Raw genomic sequence first — 19,226 nt, forward strand, 5'->3', positions numbered from 1 at the left:
CTTAGCTATCCAACCTGAGCACGGCAAGGAAGGCTTCTTGTGGAATTTCCACGTTGCCGACCTGCTTCATGCGTTTCTTACCGGCCTTCTGCTTCTCCAGCAGCTTTTTCTTACGGCTCACGTCGCCACCGTAACACTTGGCCAGTACGTTCTTTCTGAGCGCCTTGACAGTGGTCCGCGCGATGATCTGGCCGCCAATGGCCGCCTGGATCGCCACATCGAACATCTGCCGTGGAATCAGTTCCTTCATCTTCTCGGTCAACGCACGGCCCTTGTAGGCCGCGTTGTCGCGGTGCACGATCAATGCCAGGGCATCGACCTTGTCACCGTTGATCAGCACATCCAGCTTGACCAGATTGGCAGACTGGTAGCGTTCGAAATGATAGTCGAGCGAGGCATAGCCTCGACTGGTGGACTTGAGCTTGTCGAAGAAGTCCAGCACCACTTCGTTCATCGGCATGTCGTAGCGCACTTGCACCTGACTACCGAGGAACTGCATGTCGCGCTGCACACCGCGCTTCTCGATGCACAGAGTGATGACGTTACCCAGATGCTCCTGCGGCACCAGGATGGTCGCATTGACGATCGGCTCGCGGAAATCGGTGACCGCAGAAACGTCCGGCAGCTTGGAGGGGTTGTCTACGACGATGGTTTCGCCGGTCTTGAGTTCCAGCTCGTAGATCACGCTCGGTGCGGTGGTGATCAGGTCGAGGTCGTACTCGCGCTCCAGGCGCTCCTGGATGATCTCCATGTGCAGCATGCCGAGGAAGCCGCAGCGGAAGCCGAAACCCAGCGCATCGGAGCTTTCCGGCGCGTACTGCAGCGACGAATCGTTGAGCGTCAGTTTCTGCAGGGCGTCGCGGAAATCCTCGAAGTCGTCGGAGCTGACCGGGAACAAGCCGGCATAGACCTGCGGCTGGATTTTCTTGAAGCCCGGCAGCACTTCGACCTCGGGGGTCGAGGACAATGTCAGGGTGTCACCCACCGGCGCACCGTGAATATCCTTGATGCTGGCGATGATAAAGCCTACTTCACCAGCCTTGAGGTCAGCGGTGGCGGTGTGCTTCGGGGTGAATACACCGACGCTGTCGACCAGGTGCACCTTGCCGGTGGACTTGACCAGAATCTTGTCGCCCTTCTTCACTCGGCCATGACGCACACGTACCAGCGAGACCACACCCAGGTAGTTGTCGAACCAGGAGTCGATGATCAGCGCCTGCAGCGGTGCGTCGATATCACCCGTCGGCGCAGGAATCGTGTGCACCAGGCGCTCGAGCACCTCGTCCACACCCATGCCGCTCTTGGCGCTGCAGGCCACGGCGTCGGTGGCGTCGATGCCGATGATCTTCTCGATCTCGTCCTTGACGCGGTCAGGATCGGCCTGCGGCAAGTCCATCTTGTTCAGTACCGGCATGACCTCGAGGCCCTGCTCGATAGCGGTGTAGCAGTTGGCAACGGACTGCGCCTCGACACCCTGCCCGGCATCGACCACCAGCAGCGCACCTTCGCACGCCGCCAGCGAACGCGAGACTTCGTAGGTGAAGTCGACGTGGCCGGGCGTGTCGATGAAGTTCAGCTGATAGGTTTTGCCGTCCTGCGCCTTGTAGTGCAGCGTGACGCTGTGGGCCTTGATGGTGATGCCGCGCTCACGCTCCAGATCCATGGAGTCCAGGACCTGAGCCTCCATTTCACGGGCGGTGAGACCGCCGCACATCTGGATGAAACGGTCAGCCAGGGTGGACTTGCCGTGGTCAATGTGGGCAATGATGGAAAAATTGCGGATATGACTCAGGTCACTCACAGATCAACACTCAAAGAAGGCACGGGCAAGACGCTTGCCGAAAATAGCCGCAGATTGTACCCGATCCCTCGCGACCGCGTCACGCCTGCACAGCGCTGGTGCAGATACGAAGAAGGGCGCCCGAAAGCGCCCTCCTCAACGTGCCTGGATTACTCGGCCAGCTTGAAGGTGATGAAGCTGGCACGCCCCTGACGAAGCACCCGCATCGACACCGAACGATTCTTCGGCAGCTCCTGCGCCACCTGAGCGAAGGCGCTGGTGGAGTCAGTGGCCTGATTGTTCAGGTGCGTGATCACGTCACCGGGCCGCAGACCAATCATGGCCGCAGGACCATTGAGCACTTCCTTGACCACGACCCCACCCTTGAGGTCGAGGCCTTTCTTCTGCTCGGCGGTCAGCTCCACCACCGTGACGCCCAGGCGGTTGTTGCTGCGCTCACCACCCTGCGCCGAACCGGACGACGCCAGTTCCTGGCCCTCCTCCGGCAACGTGCCGACGGTGACGTTGAGCTTCTTGCGCGAGCCATCACGCACGACATCCATCTCGGCTTTCTCACCCGGCTTCAGGCCGCCGACCAGGTGCGGCAGATCAGCCGACATGATGATCGGCTTGCCATTGAGGCTGAGGATCACGTCCCCCACCTGCAGGCCGCCCTTGTCCGCCGGACCATCTTCCAGCACCTGCGCGACCAGCGCGCCAGCCGGCTTGTCCAGACCGAAGGACTCGGCCAGATCCTTGTTCACTTCCTGAATCACCACGCCAAGCCAGCCGCGGGTCACCTTGCCATCAGCCTTGAGTTGATCGGCCACCTGCATGGCCACTTCCATCGGGATGGCAAAGGACAGTCCCATGAAACCGCCGGAACGGGTGAAGATCTGTGAGTTGATGCCCACTACCTCACCCTGCAGGTTGAACAACGGGCCGCCGGAGTTACCCGGGTTGATTGCCACATCGGTCTGGATGAACGGCACGTAGCTGTCGCTTGGCAGGTTGCGCCCCTTGGCGCTGACGATCCCTGCCGTCACCGAGTGATCGAAGCCGAACGGCGAACCGATAGCCAGCACCCACTCGCCAACCTTCAGATCATCAGCCTTACCCAGACGCACCACAGGCAGGTCCTTGCCCTCGACCTTGAGCAGCGCGACGTCGCTGCGCGGATCGGCACCAATCAGTTTGGCTTCCAGCTCGCTGCGATCGGACAGACGCACGATGATCTCGTCGGCATCGGCGACCACATGATTGTTGGTCATGATGTAGCCGTCCGGCGAGATGATGAACCCGGAGCCCAGCGACTGCGCTTCGCGCTGGCGACCACCCGGGTTACGCGGAACCTGCGGGATGCTGCGCTCGAAGAACTCACGGAACATCGGCGGCAGACCTTCCAGATCAGGCAAGCCCGGCTGCCCGGCAACGGCGCGTTCGGGCATCTTCTGGCGGGTACTGATATTGACCACCGCAGGCGAGGCCTCCTCTACCAGATCGGTGAAATCAGGCAGGCTGGCCTGAGCCAACAGACTTTGCCCCCAGAGCAAGGCAACCGCCAACAACGGCGCAATGGACTTGAGTTTTCTCATCGAACTACGACTCCCCATGTAAAACTCGGACACTCTTAATCGGCCGCTGGCACAGTGACCAGCAGCGTACGTAGGACAACGGGCTGCAAAGAGGGGTTCTCGGCGACGCGAGCGGCGCGCCAACGAACTATCAGCCAACTGGCGAACAGGCCACTGAGGCCAGCCAGGATCACCAGAGGCTCGGAAAGACCCAGACCATCCGCCAGCAGCGCAGCGGCGAACAGCCCCAGGAGTGGAAGCAGATAAACCAGCAGAGAACTGCGCACCAGCAGATCCTCACGCACACCGATGATCACGCTATCGCCAATCGCCAGTTGCTTTTGACTGAGCGCACGCACATAGCCGCGCTGCCGGCCTACACCGAGACGTTCCATCAAGCCCTGACCACAGGCGGCATTGAACGAACAACTGGAGCAGGTGCTCTTGCGCAGTGTCTCGACCCAGACAGCGCCGGGCTCGAGCGCCACTACACGCCCCTGCTCCTCGATCATTGGCTAGCCTGTTCAGGCACTCCGGCGCGCATGGACAGGGCGATGCGTTCGGCAGTTCCCAGAGGAATCTCACCGACCACGGTCACCATCACGTCACCTGCATCGGTACTCATCCGCCGCGAAACGGCGACGGTCGGGCCCAGCTGACTGCGCGCGTCCTCGACGGCGCGACCTTTCAGCGGTTCGAGAAAAACCGAGAATCGCGCCAGCCCATCGCCGTACATCAGGTAGGTGACGGAGTCATCGGCGGTGGGCTCGCGGCGCACCTGCGCAGTGGTCAGGGTAAAGCCCGGCGGCAACCAGTCGGATCGCCAGCTACCTTCGGCCATGCTGTCGGCAGCGCGGAAACGAACCGGCCTGCAGCTCGAACTCGGCTGCATGGCATTTTCAGTAGGTACCGACGTATCCAGCTGAGCGAACTGGAAACGCTCCAGAAGCTGGCCGCGCTCGTTCAACAACAAGGATTTCAACGGCAGACCGGTCTCACGATCCAGATGCAATTCGAAGCCGTAGCGATGCTGGTCCTTGGGCGCCAACACCAGCACGACGGCCGGACGATTGGCGATGCGCGAATGACCAGCCACACGGATGTCATACCAACTGTTCAGTTGTTCGGCATCCAACTGCCGAGCAGGCCAGGCCTGCCCCTCACTGACCTGGTCGGCCAACGAGCCACTGACGCACTGAGCCTGACCATCGACTTTCAGCACCTCCTGGGCAGGCCCATCGAGCTGCAGAAGGCGCTCGCGGACTTCGCCCCCCTCCTCTACCCGATGCCACACGGCATGAGTGGAAAAACTCCCATTGCGCTCATAGATGAACGTGCCCTGGAAGCTTTGCTGGCGCTCTGCCGCAGCGAGGCGCCCGAGCAAGTCTTGCACCTCGGTGGCCTGAACCGGCAACGCCAGCAGACCACCGAGAAGATAGAGGGGAATCGCGCGCATGTGACTCCTTAGCGCTTAGCGGTTTTCCAGACTTGCAGCACGAGCATAAGGCAGAGCGGTTTCACCGGTACCCATCACGGCTTCTTGCGCATGTTGACGCAAGTAGCTCGGCAAGCGCTGCTCATGCCAGCTGGCGGTACCCACCTCGGCTGGCTCACCGGTTTCCTCGCTGCTGTTGTAGCCAGCGAGCAGCGCAGGACCTTGCACCTGCGGCACCGAGAGTACCGGAGAAGCTTCCTGCTGGGCCAGTTGAGCGCCACTCAGGTCATCCTGATTGTAGAAGCGCACACCCGCCAGCACTGCAACGGTCACCGAAGCCGCCACGGCTACACGCCCGACACTACGCCAGATCGGCGTCTTGCGTGCCGGGGCAGCTTCGTCGGCCAGCGCCGCGGAAACCGCAGATGCAATGTCCAGTTGCGGCACCAACAGCTCACGATGCATGGCTGCACGGGCGATCTGGTAACGCGACCAGGTGCCGCGCAGCTCGCCATTCTCGCTGGCTGTGAGCACACGCCGCAGTTCCAGTTCGTCCGCTTCGTTATCCATCACCGCGGACAGCGATTCCTGCAGGGTTTCACGACTCATGGTGTTCCTCTCTTGGCTGTCGCCGCTGCCTTAGGTTTCCTGCAACAGAGGCTGCAGGGACTTATCAATTGCCTCACGCGCACGGAAGATCCGCGAACGCACCGTACCTACCGGACACTGCATGACGCCGGCAATGTCCTCGTAACTCAAGCCTTCGAACTCACGCAGGGTCAGGGCCGTGCGCAAATCATCCGGCAACTGGGCGATGGTTCGATGCACGGTGGCTTCGATCTCGTCGCGCAGCAATGCCCGTTCCGGTGACTCGATGTCCTTGAGGCCGTGGTCGCCGTCATAGAACTCCGCGTCATCGCTACTGACATCACTATCCGGCGGCCGCCGACCGCGGGACACCAGATAATTCTTCGCCGTGTTGATGGCGATGCGGTACAGCCATGTATAGAACGCGCTGTCACCGCGAAAGTTTCCAAGCGCTCGATAGGCTTTTACGAAAGCCTCCTGAGCGACATCCTGAGCCTCGTGGGTGTCGTGCACGAATCGCACGATCAGACCGAGGATCTTGTGCTGATACTTCAACACCAACAGATCGAAGGCACGCTTGTCACCACGCTGCACTCGCTCGACCAGCTGCTGATCATCTTCCTGGGTTAGCATGCACTCTCCTCGTAACGCTCGAAGGAGGTTTGCGCCCGTAAGCGAATCAGCTTGCCAAGATAGACTCGGGTCTTACGCAAAAGTTCTCCCCTCCAAGCAAGCTTCCCGCAGAGTTTTCTTCCCTCTGCCTGGAATGGCGCGAGCGAAACCTTTCCGCTCGCGCAAATAATCTTATCGCCGCTCATTTCCACATCCTCCGCTGACTTCAGATGCAGGCACGCGCAAGCGCTCTCCCTTATATGGGCGACCCTCTATGGAACCTTAATGACTAAGAAAGTTCCCGAGCACCGTGGTCGGTCATAAGCCACCTATTGTGCCGATGCCCCTCTCTATATACTAGGGCTCGCTTTCACGCGGAACTCGGACATGAGCCTACACTTGCAGCACGATGTTCTGGTCATCGGCAGCGGCGCCGCTGGCCTGACACTCGCCCTCACCCTGCCTTCCCATCTGCGCATCGCAGTATTGAGCAAAGGCAAGCTGGCCAATGGCTCGACCTACTGGGCGCAAGGTGGCGTGGCAGCCGTTCTGGACGATACCGACACGGTCGAATCCCACGTCGCCGACACCCTCAATGCCGGTGCAGGCCTGTGCAGCGAAGACGCCGTGCGCTTCACCGTAGAACACAGCCGCGAGGCCATCCAGTGGCTGATCGACCAGGGCGTCCCCTTCACCCGGGACGATGAAACCGCGCGAGAGGATGGCGGCTTCGAGTTCCACCTGACCCGCGAGGGCGGCCACAGCCATCGACGCATCATCCACGCTGCCGACGCAACTGGCGCTGCAATTTTCAACACCCTGCTGGAACAGGCCCGGCAACGCCCGAACATCGAACTGCTGGAGCAGCGCGTCGCCGTCGACCTGATCACCGAACGCAAGCTCGGCCTGGTTGGCGAGCGCTGCCTGGGCGCTTACGTACTGGATCGTGATCGCGGTGAAGTGGATACCTTCAGCGCGCGCTTCGTGATTCTCGCCACCGGCGGCGCGGCCAAGGTCTACCTCTATACCAGCAACCCGGATGGTGCCTGTGGCGACGGCATCGCCATGGCCTGGCGTGCTGGCTGTCGCGTCGGCAATCTGGAGTTCAACCAGTTCCACCCTACCTGCCTGTATCACCCGCAGGCCAAGAGCTTCCTGATCACCGAAGCCGTTCGCGGCGAAGGCGGCCTGCTCAAGCTGCCCAATGGCGAACGCTTCATGCAGCGTTTCGATGAGCGCGCCGAGCTGGCGCCGCGCGATATCGTTGCCCGCGCCATCGACCATGAAATGAAGCGCCTGGGTGTCGACTGTGTATACCTGGACATCAGTCACAAGCCGGCCGAGTTCATCAAGAGTCACTTCCCCACCGTCTACGAACGCTGCCTGGGCTTTGGCATCGACATCACCAAGCAGGCCATTCCGGTCGTACCGGCGGCGCATTACACCTGCGGCGGCGTGGTGGTCGATCAGCATGGTCGCACTGACGTTCCTGGCCTCTATGCCATCGGCGAAACCAGCTTCACCGGCCTGCACGGCGCCAACCGCATGGCCAGCAATTCGCTGCTCGAATGCTTCGTCTATGCGCGTTCGGCCTGCGCCGATATCACCGGGCAGCTGGACGCCATCGACATGCCCGCCAACCTGCCGGGCTGGGACGCCAGCCAGGTGACCGACTCAGACGAGGACGTGATCATCGCCCACAACTGGGATGAGCTGCGCCGCTTCATGTGGGACTACGTCGGCATCGTACGCACCAACAAACGCCTGCAGCGTGCACAGCACCGCGTGCGCCTGCTGCTGGACGAGATCGACGAGTTCTATTCGAACTACAAGGTCAGTCGCGACCTGATCGAGCTGCGCAACCTCGCACTGGTCGCCGAGCTGATGATCAGCTCGGCCATGCAGCGCCATGAAAGCCGCGGGCTGCATTACACCCTCGACTATCCCGAGCAGTTGGCAGAAGCCCGCGATACTATTCTGACGCCGCCGTCCCAGGCTCAGCCCAGCGCCGCCGGCTGAACTTCAGGCGCAAACGCAGGCGCCGATGCTGCTCGGGCGCCAGCATATCGCGGGCAATGCACAGCCCGCGACTGAAACGCTGGCCTGGCAGGCGATAGCGCAGCACTACCGCCAGGGGTAACGCCAGACTGTCACGGCGCAGCTGCACCGCCTGCCAGCCAGCTGCAGCACTGTATAGATGCCAGCCGAATCCATCACGGCGCAACCCGGTGATGGCCTGCGGCGCAGTCAACAGGACATGTCGCGGCAGCACCCAGGCCGCATGTGCCAGGCACACCGCGAGTGACAGCAGCTTTGACCAGATGGGAATGTCGGCCAGCCACGGCGCCAGCAAGGCCAGCGCCAGGACCGACAGATAGAGCCTCAGCAGCCAGCGCGATGGCCGCCAACGGCACTCGAAGACATCACTTGGGTTGGACACGGTCCAGGATCATTCGCACGATGTGGCGCAGGTCGGCATCATCGGGTTCGCCGCGCTGCATGAACCAGCCGAACATGTCCTGATCCTCGCACTCCAGCAGCTTGCGGTAGCGCGCCTGGTTCTCGGCATCCAGGCTCGGGTACACCTCCCTGACGAAAGGCACCAGCAGCACGTCCAGTTCCAACATACCCCGGCGGCTATGCCAGAACAGGCGATTCAGTTCACTTTGCTCAACCATGCAACGGACTCCTCGAACGAGGGCGGCAGTATAACGATGAATTGCCTCGCTGTTCACCGAGACGCTGCGCAATTGCGCTGACAAGGCCCCTCCCCGCCCACTATGATGAGGGCCCTGACCTTTATTCAGTGATTCGATTTGCACCATGGCCGATAGCGCTTACTTCACACTCCTCGATCACGAAGGCCTGCTCGCAGTACGCGGCGCGGACGCAGCCAAGTTCCTGCAGGGCCAAGTGACCTGCAATCTCAATTACCTCAGTGCCAGCCAGTCCAGCCTTGGCGCTCGCTGCACGCCCAAGGGCCGCATGCTGTCGAGCTTTCGCATCGTCCCGGTGGAAGACGGCTACCTGCTGGCCATGGCGCGCGAGCTGATCGAGTCGCAGCAGGCCGATCTGCAGAAATATGCAGTGTTCTCCAAATCCAGGCTCAGCGACGAAAGCGCCGCCTGGGTCCGCTTTGGTCTGGCGGGCGCCGATGCAGTGCTGAGCGAGCTCGATCTGCAGTTGGGCACCGCCAGTGATTCCCTGGCCAGCGCCGGCCAACTGCTCGCCGTACGCCTGAGCGATGGCCGCGCCGAACTCTGGGCGCCAGCAGAGGACGCGCAAAAGCTGCAAGCCCGCTTGGCCGCCCAGCTGCCGCAGGCGCCACTGAACGACTGGTTACTGGCCCAGGTACGGGCGGGCGTGGGCCAGGTGTTCGGCGCCACACGTGAGCTGTTCATCCCGCAGATGATCAACCTGCAAGCCCTGGGCGGTGTGAGCTTCAAGAAAGGCTGCTACACCGGCCAGGAAATCGTCGCGCGCATGCAGTACCTGGGCAAGCTCAAGCGCCGCCTGCAGCGCCTGCGGCTGGTCGCTGCAGAGCTACCGGTCGTCGGCGTCGAATTGTTCTCACCGGTGCATGGCTCCAGCGTTGGCGAAGTGGTGCTGGCGGCCCAAGCCGGCGACGCCATCGAGCTGCTCGCCGTGTTGCAGGAAGACGCCGTGAACGACGGCCGCATTCATCTCGGCAGCAGTGAAGGCCCGACACTGACCCTGCTCGATCTGCCTTATCAGCTGGACGCCAATCTGGAAATCCAGCGCTGACTAAACTTCCCCGGCACCGTATCGGATTGCCTAAGAGAGCCATTTCATGAGCAAGCTTGCCGAAAAAGTCCAACAGGAACTGATCCACGCCATCGAGAACGATGAGCTGGTGCTGCCTACACTGCCCGAGGTGGCATTGCGTGTGCGTGAAGCAGCGGAAGACCCGGATATCGGCATCCCGCAGATCAGCAAGGTAATCGGCAACGACGCTGCCCTCACCGCGCGCATCATCAAGGTGGTCAACAGCCCGCTGCTGCGCAGCAACAAGGAAATCACCGACCTGCAGATGGCCGTCAGCCGCCTGGGCATCAACTACACCTGCAACCTGGCCACAGGCCTGGCCATGGAGCAGATGTTCCAGGCCACCAGCGACGTGGTCGATCGCAAGATGCGCGAGGTATGGAACAAAAGCACCGAGATCGCTGGTATCTGTCACGTGCTGTGCCGTCACTACACCCGCCTGATGCCGGACCAGGCCACGCTAGCTGGCCTGGTGCACCAGATCGGTGTGCTGCCGATCCTCACCTACGCCGAAGAGCACAACGAACTGCTGGCCGACTCCATCAGCCTCAACCACGTGATCGAGCAGATTCACCCGATCATCGGCGACAAGATCCTACGCACCTGGGAGTTCCCCGAGCCTATCGCCATCGTGCCGAGCCAGTACCTGGACTTCACGCGCGACTCGGCCAAGGTCGATTACGTCGATATCGTCCAGGTCGCCACGCTGCAGAGCTACCTGGGCAGCGAGCACCCCTACACCCAGCTGGACTGGAGCAAGGTGCCGGCGTTCGCCAAGCTCGGCCTTGACCCGCAGGTCGACATGCAGGCCGACGAAGACCTCTCCGCCGCCATGGAAGCGGCCATGAGCATGCTGCAATAAAAGCATCTCGCCACGGACGGCAAAAAATTGTCGGGAGCAATTTTTGACGTCGCTGCGCGACGGCCCGAAGGGTGATCTACAAGGATGTAGATCACAAAATGCCTCTACACTCGAACGACTCGCTCGAGGAAGTAGAGCCATGCGTTACGTATTCGTCCTGCTCGTCCTGTTGCTCGGCAGCGCCCAGGCTGCCGAACAGGTACGTCTGACCAACGGCGAATGGCCGCCCTATCTCGGTGAAACCCTGCCCTACCATGGCGTGGCCTCACGCATCGTCGCCGAGGCGTTCGCGCTGCAGGGCGTCGAAGTGCAGTGGGAATTTCACCCCTGGGCACGCTCGCTGAAAATGGCCGAACAGGGCCGGCGCGACGGCAGCGCCGTCTGGCTTGCCAACCCCGAACGTGAACAGCGCTTTCACATCAGCGAGCCGGTGGTCGAAAGTGGCTACTACCTGTTTCATCGCAAGAACCATGCGTTTGACTGGAACGATGTCGAGGATCTGCGCGGCCTGCGCATTGCCGGCACTCGTGGCTATGACTACGGCGAAGCCTTTGAACGCGCCGAAGCCGCCGGTGAACTCGAGGTGGCGCGCCTGACCGGTGATGAACAGGGCTTGCGTCAGTTGCTGGCCGGAAGGGTCGATCTGTTTCCTGTGGACAAGGTGGTGGGCTTCGACCTGCTCTATCAGAAATTCAGCGCCGCCGAACGCCAGCGCCTGAGCTTTCATCGCAAGCCCCTGCGCAGCGACAGCCTGCATCTGCTGCTGTCGCGAGAGGTACCGGGCAATGCCGAGCTGATGCAGCGCTTCAATCGTGGCCTGAATCAATTGCGCGACAGCGGCAAGATTTCCCAGTACCTGCTTGAGATTCAGCAGCCGCTAAGCCTCAGCCACTGACAGCGGAAATTCGACACGCACGCGCAGGCCATGCGGGTGCGCCTGATGCAGGCTGATTCGAGCCTGATGGGCGCGGCAGATTTCGCCAACGATGGCCAGTCCCAGGCCTGCACCATTACCCAGGCTGCTGCGCCGGTAGAAACGCTCGAAGACTTTCTCATGCTCGGCCTCGGGAATGCCCGGACCGTCATCCTCGACCTCCAGCACCACCGGCGCCAGTACACGGATGATCAGGTTGCCACCGGCTGGCGTATGCGCCAACGCGTTATCCAGCAGGTTGTTCAGCAACTCGTTGAGCAACGTGGGCTCGCCATCGATCCACACCGGCTGATCGGCCTCCAGCGCCAGTGCGACACCACGGGCGTGAGCCAGTGGCGCCATGGCCAGACCCAGTTCACGCGCCAGTTGGCTGAGGTCGATACGTTGGGCGCCGCCTTCGGTAATGGCTCGCGCACCACTCTCGATACGCGCCAGGGACAGCAGTTGATTGGCCAGCGAAGTCAGGCGATCACCTTGCTGCGCCACCTGTTCAAGAGTGCTGCGCCATTCCTCGGGCTGTTCGGCACGCAAGCCCAGGGTGATCCGCGCTTTCAGCGCTGCCAGCGGCGTGCGCAACTCATGGGCGGCATCGGCTATGAACTGCGACTGCCGTTCGAACAGACCGCGCAACCGCTCGTTGAACTGGTTCAACGCCTCCACCAGCGGTAGCACCTCGCGCGGCAGACCGCTGTCCGGCAGTGGCTGCAGGTCGTCGCTGGCCCTTTCGGCCACTTCCCGGCGCAGCGCCTCCAGTGGTCGCAAGGCCAGGTTCACGGCCAACCACACCAGCAGCAGCGCACTGACTGAGAGCAACCCCATGCGCCACAAGGTGCCGATCAGCAGCTCACGGGCCATGCGCTCGCGCGCGCCCTGGGTCTCTGCCACACGGATCTCAGCGATGCCATTGAGCTGCGGTTCGCTGACCGGCTGCAGCAGGCTGACAACACGCACGCCCTGCCTGCGGTACTCGGCGTCGTAGAAGTGCGCCAGCGCCGGATAATCGTCAGTACGCGGCGTACCCGGCGGCGCGGGTGGCAGGTCCTCATAACCCGAGACCTGATTACCCTGCAGATCAAGCACCTGATAGTAGATGCGCCCGGCGCTGTCGTAGGCGAAGGTGTCCAGCGCGACGTAGGGAATATTGGCGCGCAGCCGACCGTCCTCCGCGTACAGACCATCGGCCACCGCCCGCGCCGAAGCCAGCAACGTGCGGTCATAGGCGGTGTCGGCTGCACGGCGCGCACTCCAGTAGGCACTGAAGCTGCTCAGCAGCAGGATCAGCGACAGCAGCAGCGCCAGGCGCCGCAGCAGACGCCCGCGCAGACTGACGCCACGACTCATGCCTCGACCGCTTCCAGCAAGTAGCCAAGGCCACGGAAGGTGACGATGCGTACGGCGCTGCCCTCGAGCTTCTTGCGCAGGCGGTGAATGTAGATTTCGATGGCATCCGGGCTGGCGTCCTCGTCCAGACCGAACACCTGCGCCGCCAGTTGCTCCTTGCTCATCACCCTGCCCGGCCTGGCGATCATCGCCTCCAGCACCGCCTGTTCCCGAGCTGTCAGGCTGAGCGCCTCGCCATTGAGGCTGAAACGACGCGCACCGAGGTCGTAGACCAGGTCGCCACAGCGCTGCAACTGCTCGCCGCCGAGCATGCTGCGCCGCAGCAGTGCCTTGACCCGGGCTTCGAGCTCGGTCAGTTCGAAAGGTTTGGCCAGGTAGTCATCGGCACCCAGATTGAGACCATGTACACGATCCTTGACCTCGCCACGTGCGGTCAGCATCAGCACCGGCAACGTCTGGCCGCGGTCACGCAGGCGCGCCAACACGGCAAAGCCGTCCAGACGAGGCAACCCGATGTCGAGAATCGCCAGGGCGTACTCTTCGCTGCACAGCGCAAGGTCAGCCGCGACGCCATCGTGCAGCACGTCCACAGTCCAGCCTGCACCGTTGAGCGCCTGGGCCACGCTTTCCGCCAATTGCGGATGGTCTTCGACCAGCAGAATCCGCACCGCCACCTCCGACTGCAGCATCGTTAAAGGCGCGCAGTTTAGCGCCGTCACGGCTGCTGTGAATTGCTCAAATGCCAAAGCAGCATCTGTTTGCTGCCTGGCGTGACCTGCCACAACGCAACAACAGAGCGCGACGAAAATCTTTCGTTCATGAAAGCCTAGTGAAAGCTTGCCCTCATAGCATCGCTTCAAGGTGGCTCGATCCACCTGCTCAAGTGACCTGGCAGTGGTGCCAGGTCGCGACAAGAACAAAAACGGAGACCACATGATGCTCGCAGCCTCACGCCAGGCCCTGCCGCCTGTCCGCCTGCTCTGCCTGGCCATCGCCGCCACCGGCGCTGCCCCCCTCGCCAACGCCGCCTTCATCGAAGACAGCAGCGCCAGCCTCACCGCTACCAACATCTACCTGAACCGCGACTTCCGCCAGTTCGAAGGCCAGAACAAACGTGAAGAGTGGGGCCAGGGCTTTCGCCTCGATCTGCAGTCCGGTTTCACCGAGGGAACCGTCGGTTTCGGTGTCGACGCCATGGGTCTGCTCGGCCTCAAGCTCGACTCCGGTCGCGGTCGCACCGGCACCGATCTGCTCCCCGTCCACGACGATGGCCGCTCTGCCGACGAATTCAGCCGCCTGGGCCTGACGGGCAAGGTCAAGGTCTCTGCCACCGAACTGCGCTACGGCTCGCACGTGCCGGAACTGCCGGTGGTCAAGGCCAGTGACAGCCGCCTGCTGCCGCAGGTATTCGAAGGCGGCCTGCTGACCTCCTCCGAACTGGAAGGCCTGACCTTCACCGGTGGCCGCCTGGACAAGGTCATCGACCGCGCTTCGACCAACTCCGAAGAGATGCTGCTCAACGCCAAGAACCGCCGCTTCGCCTCCGGCGTCGAAGCCGACCACCTCGACCTGGCCGGCGTCGACTACAAGTTCGCTCCCGGTTTCACCGGCCGTTACTACTTTGCCGATCTGGATGACATCTATCGCCAGCATTTCTTCGGCCTGCTGAGCAGCCACAAGGTCGGTGCCGGCACCCTGAGCAGCGACGTACGCTATATCGTCAGTCGTGACAGCGGCGCGGCCAACGCCGGCAAGGTCGACAACCAGGCCTTCAACGCCATGGTCAGCTACGGTCTGGGTAGCCACAAGTTCGGCCTGGGCTTCCAGGACATGAGCGGCGACACCGGCTTTGCCTACATCGATGGCAGCGATCCGTTTTTGGTCAACTTCGTGCAGATCAACGATTTCGCCAACGCCGACGAGCGCTCCTGGCAGGCCCGCTACGATTACAACTTCGCCAGCATCGGCGTGCCCGGCCTGACCTTCATGACCCGCTACATCCGTGGCGATGACGCCCGTGTGGCCGGCTCAGATGACCGTGGCGGCGAATGGGAACGCGACATCGAGTTCAAGTACGTGGTGCAGACCGGCCCACTCAAGGACCTCTACGTACGTGTGCGCAACGCCAGTTTCCGCTCCGACTTCGCCCGCGACGCGGACGAGAACCGTGTCATCGTCGGCTACACCCTGCCGATCTGGTAAACAACAACAAGACTCGCGAGGAATCACTCATGAAATCTGTCCTGACCCGCGCCGCACTGGCGACTGCCTGCCTGGCCTTTGCCAGTCAGTTGCTGGCTGCCGAACCCAAGCGCCCCGAATGCATCGCCCCGGCCAAGCCCGGTGGTGGTTTCGACCTGACCTGCAAGCTGGCCCAGAGCGGCCTCAAGGATGAAGGTCTGCTCAAGGCACCGATGCGCGTCACCTACATGCCGGGCGGCGTCGGCGCCGTGGCCTATAACGCCGTGGTCGCCCAGCGTGCCAAGGACCCAGGCACCATCACCGCATTTTCCAGCGGTTCGCTGCTGAACCTGGCCCAGGGCAAGTTCGGTCGTTATGACGAGAACGCCGTACGCTGGCTGGCCGCCGTCGGTACCGACTACGGCGCAATCACCGTACGCGACGACTCTCCCTATAAGAACCTCGATGACCTGGTCCAGGCTCTGAAAAAAGATCCATCCAGCATCGTCTTCGGCGCCGGCGCCACCATCGGTGGGCAGGACTGGATGCAGACCGCGCTGATCGCCCGCCTGGCCGGGATCGACCCGAAAAACCTGCGTTATGTCGCCTTCGAAGGCGGCGGTGAGACCCTCACCGCGATGCTTGGCGGCCACGTGCAGGTCACCAGTAGCGGCCTCGGTGAAGTCACCCCGCAGCTGGAAGCGAAAAAAGTGCGCATTCTCGCGGTGCTCTCCGATGAACGCCTGCCGGGCAAGCTGGCCGAAATCCCGACTGCCAAGGAGCAGGGCTACGACATCACCTGGCCGGTGATCCGTGGCTTCTACATGGGCCCGGAAGTCAGCGACGAGCAGTTCGACTGGTGGAAACAGCAGTTCGACACCCTGCTGGCCAGCGAAGACTTCGCCAAGCTGCGTGAACAACGTGACCTGCTGCCGCTGGCAGTCACCGGTGATGAACTCAAGGCCCTGGTGTTCAAGCAGGTCGCTGAGTACAAGACCCTGGCCGGTGAATTCGGCCTGATGCAGGAATAAGTGCATCAGCGGGTTCGGCGTCGCCCGATGCCGAGCCCGCAATTGAACTGCACTGCAGTTCGATCCTGTCCCTACGCAAGAGACCATTGCTATGTACGTTCGCCTGTTCGCTGCGATCTGGCTGCTGTTGTGCGCCTGCCTCGCCGTCATCGCCTGGGGCTTCCAGGCTCCCTTTGCCTATGACCCGGTTGGTCCTCGTGCCTATCCGTTGTTACTGCTGGCTCTGATGGGCGCTGGTGCTGCCTGGTTGGTGTTCAAGCCAGGCGCGGACACCGAGAAACTCACCCGCCAGGCACTGCTGCGCAGCGGCCTGTGCATCCTCACGCTGCTGGCCTACGCCCTGCTCTTCGAGCCCCTGGGCTTCGTCCTCAGCACCGCACTGGCCACCTTCGTCCTGGGCTTGCTGTTCACGGGTCGTGCGCTGCCGTGCCTGATTAGCGGCGTCCTGATGGGCGTGCTGCTGTATGCCTTGTTCGATTACGCGCTAGACGTTCCGCTGCCACTGGGCGTGTTCGAAGCGTTGGTGGAGAGCTGAGATGGAAACTTTACATTTTCTGATGCAGGGCTTTGACGTCGCCACGCGGCCGACCAACCTGCTGGTTGCACTGTTCGGTGCCTTCGTTGGCACCATCGTCGGCCTGTTACCAGGCCTGGGCCCGATCAACGGCGTCGCCCTGCTGCTGCCGCTGGCCTTCGCCCTTGGCCTGCCGCCGGAAACCGCACTGATTCTGCTCGCCGCCGTGTACCTGGGCTGCGAGTACGGCGGACGTATTTCCGCCATCCTGCTCAACGTTCCCGGCGACGCAGCCGCCGTGATGACCACTCTCGACGGCTACCCACTGGCACGTCAGGGCAAGGCGGGTATCGCCTTGTCGCTGTCTGCAGTCAGCTCCTTCACCGGCAGCATGATCGCCACCTGCGGCGTGGTGCTGTTCGCGCCGATCCTGGCGAAATGGGCGGTGGCATTCGGTCCTGCCGAGTACTTCGTGCTGATGATCTTCGCGATTGCCTGCCTCGGCGGCATGGTCGGCGACAAGCCGGTCAAGACCCTGCTCTCGGCGCTGATCGGCCTGGCCCTGGCCACGGTCGGGGTGGACTCCACCACAGGGGTCTACCGCTTCACCTTCGACAGCGTCAGTCTGTCCGACGGCATCCAGTTCGTCATCGTGGTCATCGGCTTCTTCAGTGTCAGCGAGATTCTGCTGATGCTGGAAAACACCCACAACGGCCAGAAGGCGGTGAAGGCCAGCGGTCGTGTGCTGTTCAACTTCAAGGAATACTGCTTCACCTTCTGGACCATGATTCGCAGCTCGGTCGCCGGTTTCGTCATTGGCGTACTGCCTGGCGCCGGTGCGACCATCGCCAGCGCCATGACCTACATGACCGAAAAGCGCCTGGCCGGTGAAAGCGGTAAGTTCGGCGAGGGCGACTTGCGCGGCCTGGCCGCTCCCGAGTCGGCCAACAACGCCTCGGCCTGCGGCTCGCTGATCCCGATGCTGACCCTCGGCGTACCCGGTTCGGGCACTACCGCGGTGATGATCGGCGCACTGACGCTGTACAACATCACCCCTGGCCCGTTGCTGTTCGAGCAGCAGCCAGACGTGGTCTGGGGCCTGATCGCCTCGCTGTTCATCGGTAACGTCATCCTGCTGGTGATGAACATCCCGCTGGTCGGCCTGTTCTCGCGCATGCTCAGCGTGCCGAACTGGGTGCTGGTACCCGCCATCACCGTGATCAGCATGGTCGGTGTCTATGCGGTGCACAGCACCACCTTCGACCTGGTGCTGATGATCGGTCTGGGTGTGTTCGGCTACATCCTGCGCAAGTTGGACTTCCCGCTCTCGGCGGTGATCCTCGGCTTCGTGCTGGGCGAAATGATGGAGGACAACCTGCGTCGCGCCCTGTCGATCTCCGCTGGCGACCTGGGCATCCTCTGGGGCAGCCCGATCACCCTGGTACTGTGGGCACTTGTCGTACTGATGCTGGCCCTGCCGGGCATCCGCTGGATGCGTCGACGCAAGCAGATCAAGGCTCAGGCTGATGCCTCTGCCGCGTGACCTCTGGGTAACACCGCTGGCCGGAGCGGTCGGCGGTTACCTGGCCAGCCTCGCCGGCTGGCCTTTGCCGTGGATGGTCGGCTCCTTGCTGGCGGTAATCGTCGTGCGCTGCCTGAGCAATCGCGCCTTCAGTGAACTGCCGGGCGGGCGCAAGGCCGGCCAATGGCTGGTGGCCAGCGGCATCGGCCTGCACTTCACCAGCGACGTGCTGGAACAGGTGCTCAGCCACTTGCCCGTGATCGTGATGGGCGCCCTCGGCACGCTGCTTCTGAGTCTGATCGGCATCGCTATCCTGCGCCGTGCCGGCGTCGACCGCGCTACCGCTTTCTTCGCCAGCATGCCTGGCGGCGCCAGCGAGATGGTCAACCTGGCCCTGCGTCACGATGCCCAACCCGCGCGCGTGGCGGCGGCGCACAGCCTGCGTCTGCTACTGGTGGTGCTGCTGATTCCGGCGCTGTTCACCTGGGGCCTGCCCGCCGTCAGCGCCCCGACTCGCGCGCCGGTGGACTGGACCTGGCTGATCGGCCTGCTGGCAGCTGGCGCGGTGCTGGCGATGCTCTGGGGCCGCCTGAAACAACCCAATCCCTGGATGCTCGGCCCACTGACCGCCTGCGCCGTTGCCAGCGCCAGTTTCGATCTGCATCTGGGCCTGCCGCAAGGCCTCGGCCAGCTCGGCCAGTGGCTGATTGGTTGCGCCCTGGGCTGTCACTTCGACCGTGCCTTCTTCCGCAGCGCGCCGGGTTTTCTCGCCCGTGTGCTGGCCTTCACCCTGCTGGCGATGCTCGCCGCTGCCGTGCTCGGCGAAGCCCTTGGCTGGCTGGCCGGCGAAGACCACCTGTCGCTGATGCTGGGCATGATGCCAGGCGGCATTACCGAGCTGTGCCTGACCGCCGAAGCCTTGCAGCTATCGGTTGCGCTGGTCACTGCATTGCAGGTGCTACGGCTGTTTCTGGTGATGTTCCTGGCAGAGCCCTTATTCAAGCTCTGGTGCAAGCGCCACGCGTAGGGCGGATCGGAACGCCGACCGCTCGGAGCGCCAGCCAAC

General features: G+C 62.6%; 19 protein-coding genes. 9 read left to right on the top strand and 10 right to left on the bottom strand.

What is annotated here, in order from left to right; genetic code table 11:
• Position 1: 1 nt before the first annotated feature.
• The 6 genes from lepA to rpoE all read right to left on the bottom strand — a co-directional run bounded on the left by lepA (position 2) and on the right by rpoE (position 6,010).
• The gene (lepA, locus tag INS93_RS09630) at positions 2-1,801 is read right to left on the bottom strand and encodes a translation elongation factor 4 (protein WP_192981286.1); all 1,800 of its coding nucleotides are present in this window, start codon (positions 1,799-1,801) and stop codon (positions 2-4) included.
• A 149-nt stretch (positions 1,802-1,950) separates the two neighbouring features.
• Complete coding sequence (locus tag INS93_RS09635; protein WP_192981287.1) at positions 1,951-3,375, bottom strand: DegQ family serine endoprotease; 1,425 nt, start codon at positions 3,373-3,375, stop codon at positions 1,951-1,953.
• 35 nt (positions 3,376-3,410) lie between these two features.
• Complete coding sequence (locus INS93_RS09640) at positions 3,411-3,866, bottom strand: SoxR reducing system RseC family protein (RefSeq protein ID WP_192981288.1); 456 nt, start codon at positions 3,864-3,866, stop codon at positions 3,411-3,413.
• Positions 3,863-4,810 carry a MucB/RseB C-terminal domain-containing protein gene (locus tag INS93_RS09645; protein ID WP_160020492.1) on the bottom strand — a complete coding sequence of 316 codons (948 nt, stop codon included), beginning with the start codon at positions 4,808-4,810 and terminating at the stop codon, positions 3,863-3,865. Before INS93_RS09645 ends, INS93_RS09640 begins: the two co-directional genes overlap by 4 nt.
• A 15-nt stretch (positions 4,811-4,825) precedes the next feature.
• Positions 4,826-5,398, bottom strand: a complete 573-nt coding sequence (locus INS93_RS09650; RefSeq protein WP_160020493.1) for a sigma-E factor negative regulatory protein — start codon at positions 5,396-5,398, stop codon at positions 4,826-4,828.
• 30 nt (positions 5,399-5,428) lie between these two features.
• Positions 5,429-6,010, bottom strand: a complete 582-nt coding sequence (gene rpoE, locus INS93_RS09655; protein WP_017677768.1) for an RNA polymerase sigma factor RpoE — start codon at positions 6,008-6,010, stop codon at positions 5,429-5,431.
• A gap of 366 nt (positions 6,011-6,376) precedes the next feature.
• Between rpoE and nadB the strand changes: the two genes are divergently transcribed.
• On the top strand, positions 6,377-8,008 hold the full coding sequence (gene nadB / locus INS93_RS09660) for an L-aspartate oxidase (protein ID WP_192981289.1): 1,632 nt from the start codon (positions 6,377-6,379) through the stop codon (positions 8,006-8,008).
• Here the strand turns inward: nadB and INS93_RS09665 are convergent.
• Complete coding sequence (locus tag INS93_RS09665) at positions 7,962-8,429, bottom strand: protein YgfX (protein WP_192981290.1); 468 nt, start codon at positions 8,427-8,429, stop codon at positions 7,962-7,964. The two genes, nadB and INS93_RS09665, sit on opposite strands and share 47 nt — an antisense overlap.
• Positions 8,413-8,667: a succinate dehydrogenase assembly factor 2 gene (locus INS93_RS09670; RefSeq protein WP_160020496.1), complete on the bottom strand. Its 255-nt coding sequence runs from the start codon at positions 8,665-8,667 to the stop codon at positions 8,413-8,415. The genes INS93_RS09665 and INS93_RS09670 overlap by 17 nt, the downstream gene beginning before the upstream one ends.
• Positions 8,668-8,812: 145 nt before the next feature.
• Between INS93_RS09670 and INS93_RS09675 the strand changes: the two genes are divergently transcribed.
• The 3 genes from INS93_RS09675 (at position 8,813) to INS93_RS09685 (ending at position 11,532) form a co-directional block, all read left to right on the top strand.
• Positions 8,813-9,754 (top strand): YgfZ/GcvT domain-containing protein, encoded by a 942-nt coding sequence (locus INS93_RS09675; protein ID WP_192981291.1) that lies wholly within the window; start codon positions 8,813-8,815, stop codon positions 9,752-9,754.
• Between the two features lie 46 nt (positions 9,755-9,800).
• Entirely contained in the window at positions 9,801-10,637 is an 837-nt protein-coding gene (locus INS93_RS09680; protein ID WP_074675378.1) for an HDOD domain-containing protein, read from the top strand.
• Between the two features lie 139 nt (positions 10,638-10,776).
• Positions 10,777-11,532: a substrate-binding periplasmic protein gene (locus INS93_RS09685; RefSeq protein WP_192981292.1), complete on the top strand. Its 756-nt coding sequence runs from the start codon at positions 10,777-10,779 to the stop codon at positions 11,530-11,532.
• Here INS93_RS09685 and INS93_RS09690 read toward each other — a convergent pair.
• A complete protein-coding gene (locus INS93_RS09690; RefSeq protein ID WP_192981293.1) occupies positions 11,515-12,912 on the bottom strand; it encodes a sensor histidine kinase in 1,398 nt (465 codons plus the stop codon). The genes INS93_RS09685 and INS93_RS09690 overlap by 18 nt on opposite strands.
• Positions 12,909-13,580: a response regulator gene (locus INS93_RS09695; RefSeq protein WP_160020500.1), complete on the bottom strand. Its 672-nt coding sequence runs from the start codon at positions 13,578-13,580 to the stop codon at positions 12,909-12,911. Before INS93_RS09695 ends, INS93_RS09690 begins: the two co-directional genes overlap by 4 nt.
• Positions 13,581-13,848: 268 nt before the next feature.
• Here INS93_RS09695 and INS93_RS09700 point away from each other — a divergent pair, with 268 nt between their 5' ends.
• From INS93_RS09700 to INS93_RS09720, 5 genes are all read left to right on the top strand, one after another.
• Positions 13,849-15,114, top strand: a complete 1,266-nt coding sequence (locus INS93_RS09700; RefSeq protein WP_226945451.1) for an OprD family porin — start codon at positions 13,849-13,851, stop codon at positions 15,112-15,114.
• A gap of 29 nt (positions 15,115-15,143) precedes the next feature.
• The gene (locus INS93_RS09705; RefSeq protein ID WP_192981297.1) at positions 15,144-16,124 is read left to right on the top strand and encodes a Bug family tripartite tricarboxylate transporter substrate binding protein; all 981 of its coding nucleotides are present in this window, start codon (positions 15,144-15,146) and stop codon (positions 16,122-16,124) included.
• A 91-nt stretch (positions 16,125-16,215) separates the two neighbouring features.
• Positions 16,216-16,659: a tripartite tricarboxylate transporter TctB family protein gene (locus INS93_RS09710; protein WP_192981299.1), complete on the top strand. Its 444-nt coding sequence runs from the start codon at positions 16,216-16,218 to the stop codon at positions 16,657-16,659.
• Position 16,660: 1 nt separating this feature from the next.
• Positions 16,661-18,181, top strand: coding sequence for a tripartite tricarboxylate transporter permease (locus INS93_RS09715; RefSeq protein WP_192981301.1), 1,521 nt, complete (start codon positions 16,661-16,663; stop codon positions 18,179-18,181).
• A complete protein-coding gene (locus INS93_RS09720; RefSeq protein WP_192981302.1) occupies positions 18,165-19,187 on the top strand; it encodes an AbrB family transcriptional regulator in 1,023 nt (340 codons plus the stop codon). The genes INS93_RS09715 and INS93_RS09720 overlap by 17 nt, the downstream gene beginning before the upstream one ends.
• Positions 19,188-19,226: the final 39 nt, after the last annotated feature.

Source organism: Pseudomonas sp. EggHat1 (assembly GCF_014892995.1).
Classification (GTDB): Bacteria; Pseudomonadota; Gammaproteobacteria; order Pseudomonadales; family Pseudomonadaceae; genus Aquipseudomonas; species Aquipseudomonas chaetocerotis.

Coding starts and splice junctions, on each gene's coding strand:
- INS93_RS09650 (WP_160020493.1), bottom strand. CDS start 5,398: ATGAGTCGTGAAACCCTGCAGGAATCGCTGTCCGCGGTGATGGATAAC.
- INS93_RS09675 (WP_192981291.1), top strand. CDS start 8,813: ATGGCCGATAGCGCTTACTTCACACTCCTCGATCACGAAGGCCTGCTC.
- INS93_RS09645 (WP_160020492.1), bottom strand. CDS start 4,810: ATGCGCGCGATTCCCCTCTATCTTCTCGGTGGTCTGCTGGCGTTGCCG.
- INS93_RS09700 (WP_226945451.1), top strand. CDS start 13,849: ATGCTCGCAGCCTCACGCCAGGCCCTGCCGCCTGTCCGCCTGCTCTGC.
- INS93_RS09715 (WP_192981301.1), top strand. CDS start 16,661: ATGGAAACTTTACATTTTCTGATGCAGGGCTTTGACGTCGCCACGCGG.
- INS93_RS09690 (WP_192981293.1), bottom strand. CDS start 12,912: ATGAGTCGTGGCGTCAGTCTGCGCGGGCGTCTGCTGCGGCGCCTGGCG.
- nadB (WP_192981289.1), top strand. CDS start 6,377: ATGAGCCTACACTTGCAGCACGATGTTCTGGTCATCGGCAGCGGCGCC.
- INS93_RS09680 (WP_074675378.1), top strand. CDS start 9,801: ATGAGCAAGCTTGCCGAAAAAGTCCAACAGGAACTGATCCACGCCATC.
- INS93_RS09710 (WP_192981299.1), top strand. CDS start 16,216: ATGTACGTTCGCCTGTTCGCTGCGATCTGGCTGCTGTTGTGCGCCTGC.
- INS93_RS09635 (WP_192981287.1), bottom strand. CDS start 3,375: ATGAGAAAACTCAAGTCCATTGCGCCGTTGTTGGCGGTTGCCTTGCTC.
- INS93_RS09640 (WP_192981288.1), bottom strand. CDS start 3,866: ATGATCGAGGAGCAGGGGCGTGTAGTGGCGCTCGAGCCCGGCGCTGTC.
- INS93_RS09705 (WP_192981297.1), top strand. CDS start 15,144: ATGAAATCTGTCCTGACCCGCGCCGCACTGGCGACTGCCTGCCTGGCC.
- INS93_RS09685 (WP_192981292.1), top strand. CDS start 10,777: ATGCGTTACGTATTCGTCCTGCTCGTCCTGTTGCTCGGCAGCGCCCAG.
- INS93_RS09720 (WP_192981302.1), top strand. CDS start 18,165: ATGCCTCTGCCGCGTGACCTCTGGGTAACACCGCTGGCCGGAGCGGTC.
- INS93_RS09670 (WP_160020496.1), bottom strand. CDS start 8,667: ATGGTTGAGCAAAGTGAACTGAATCGCCTGTTCTGGCATAGCCGCCGG.
- rpoE (WP_017677768.1), bottom strand. CDS start 6,010: ATGCTAACCCAGGAAGATGATCAGCAGCTGGTCGAGCGAGTGCAGCGT.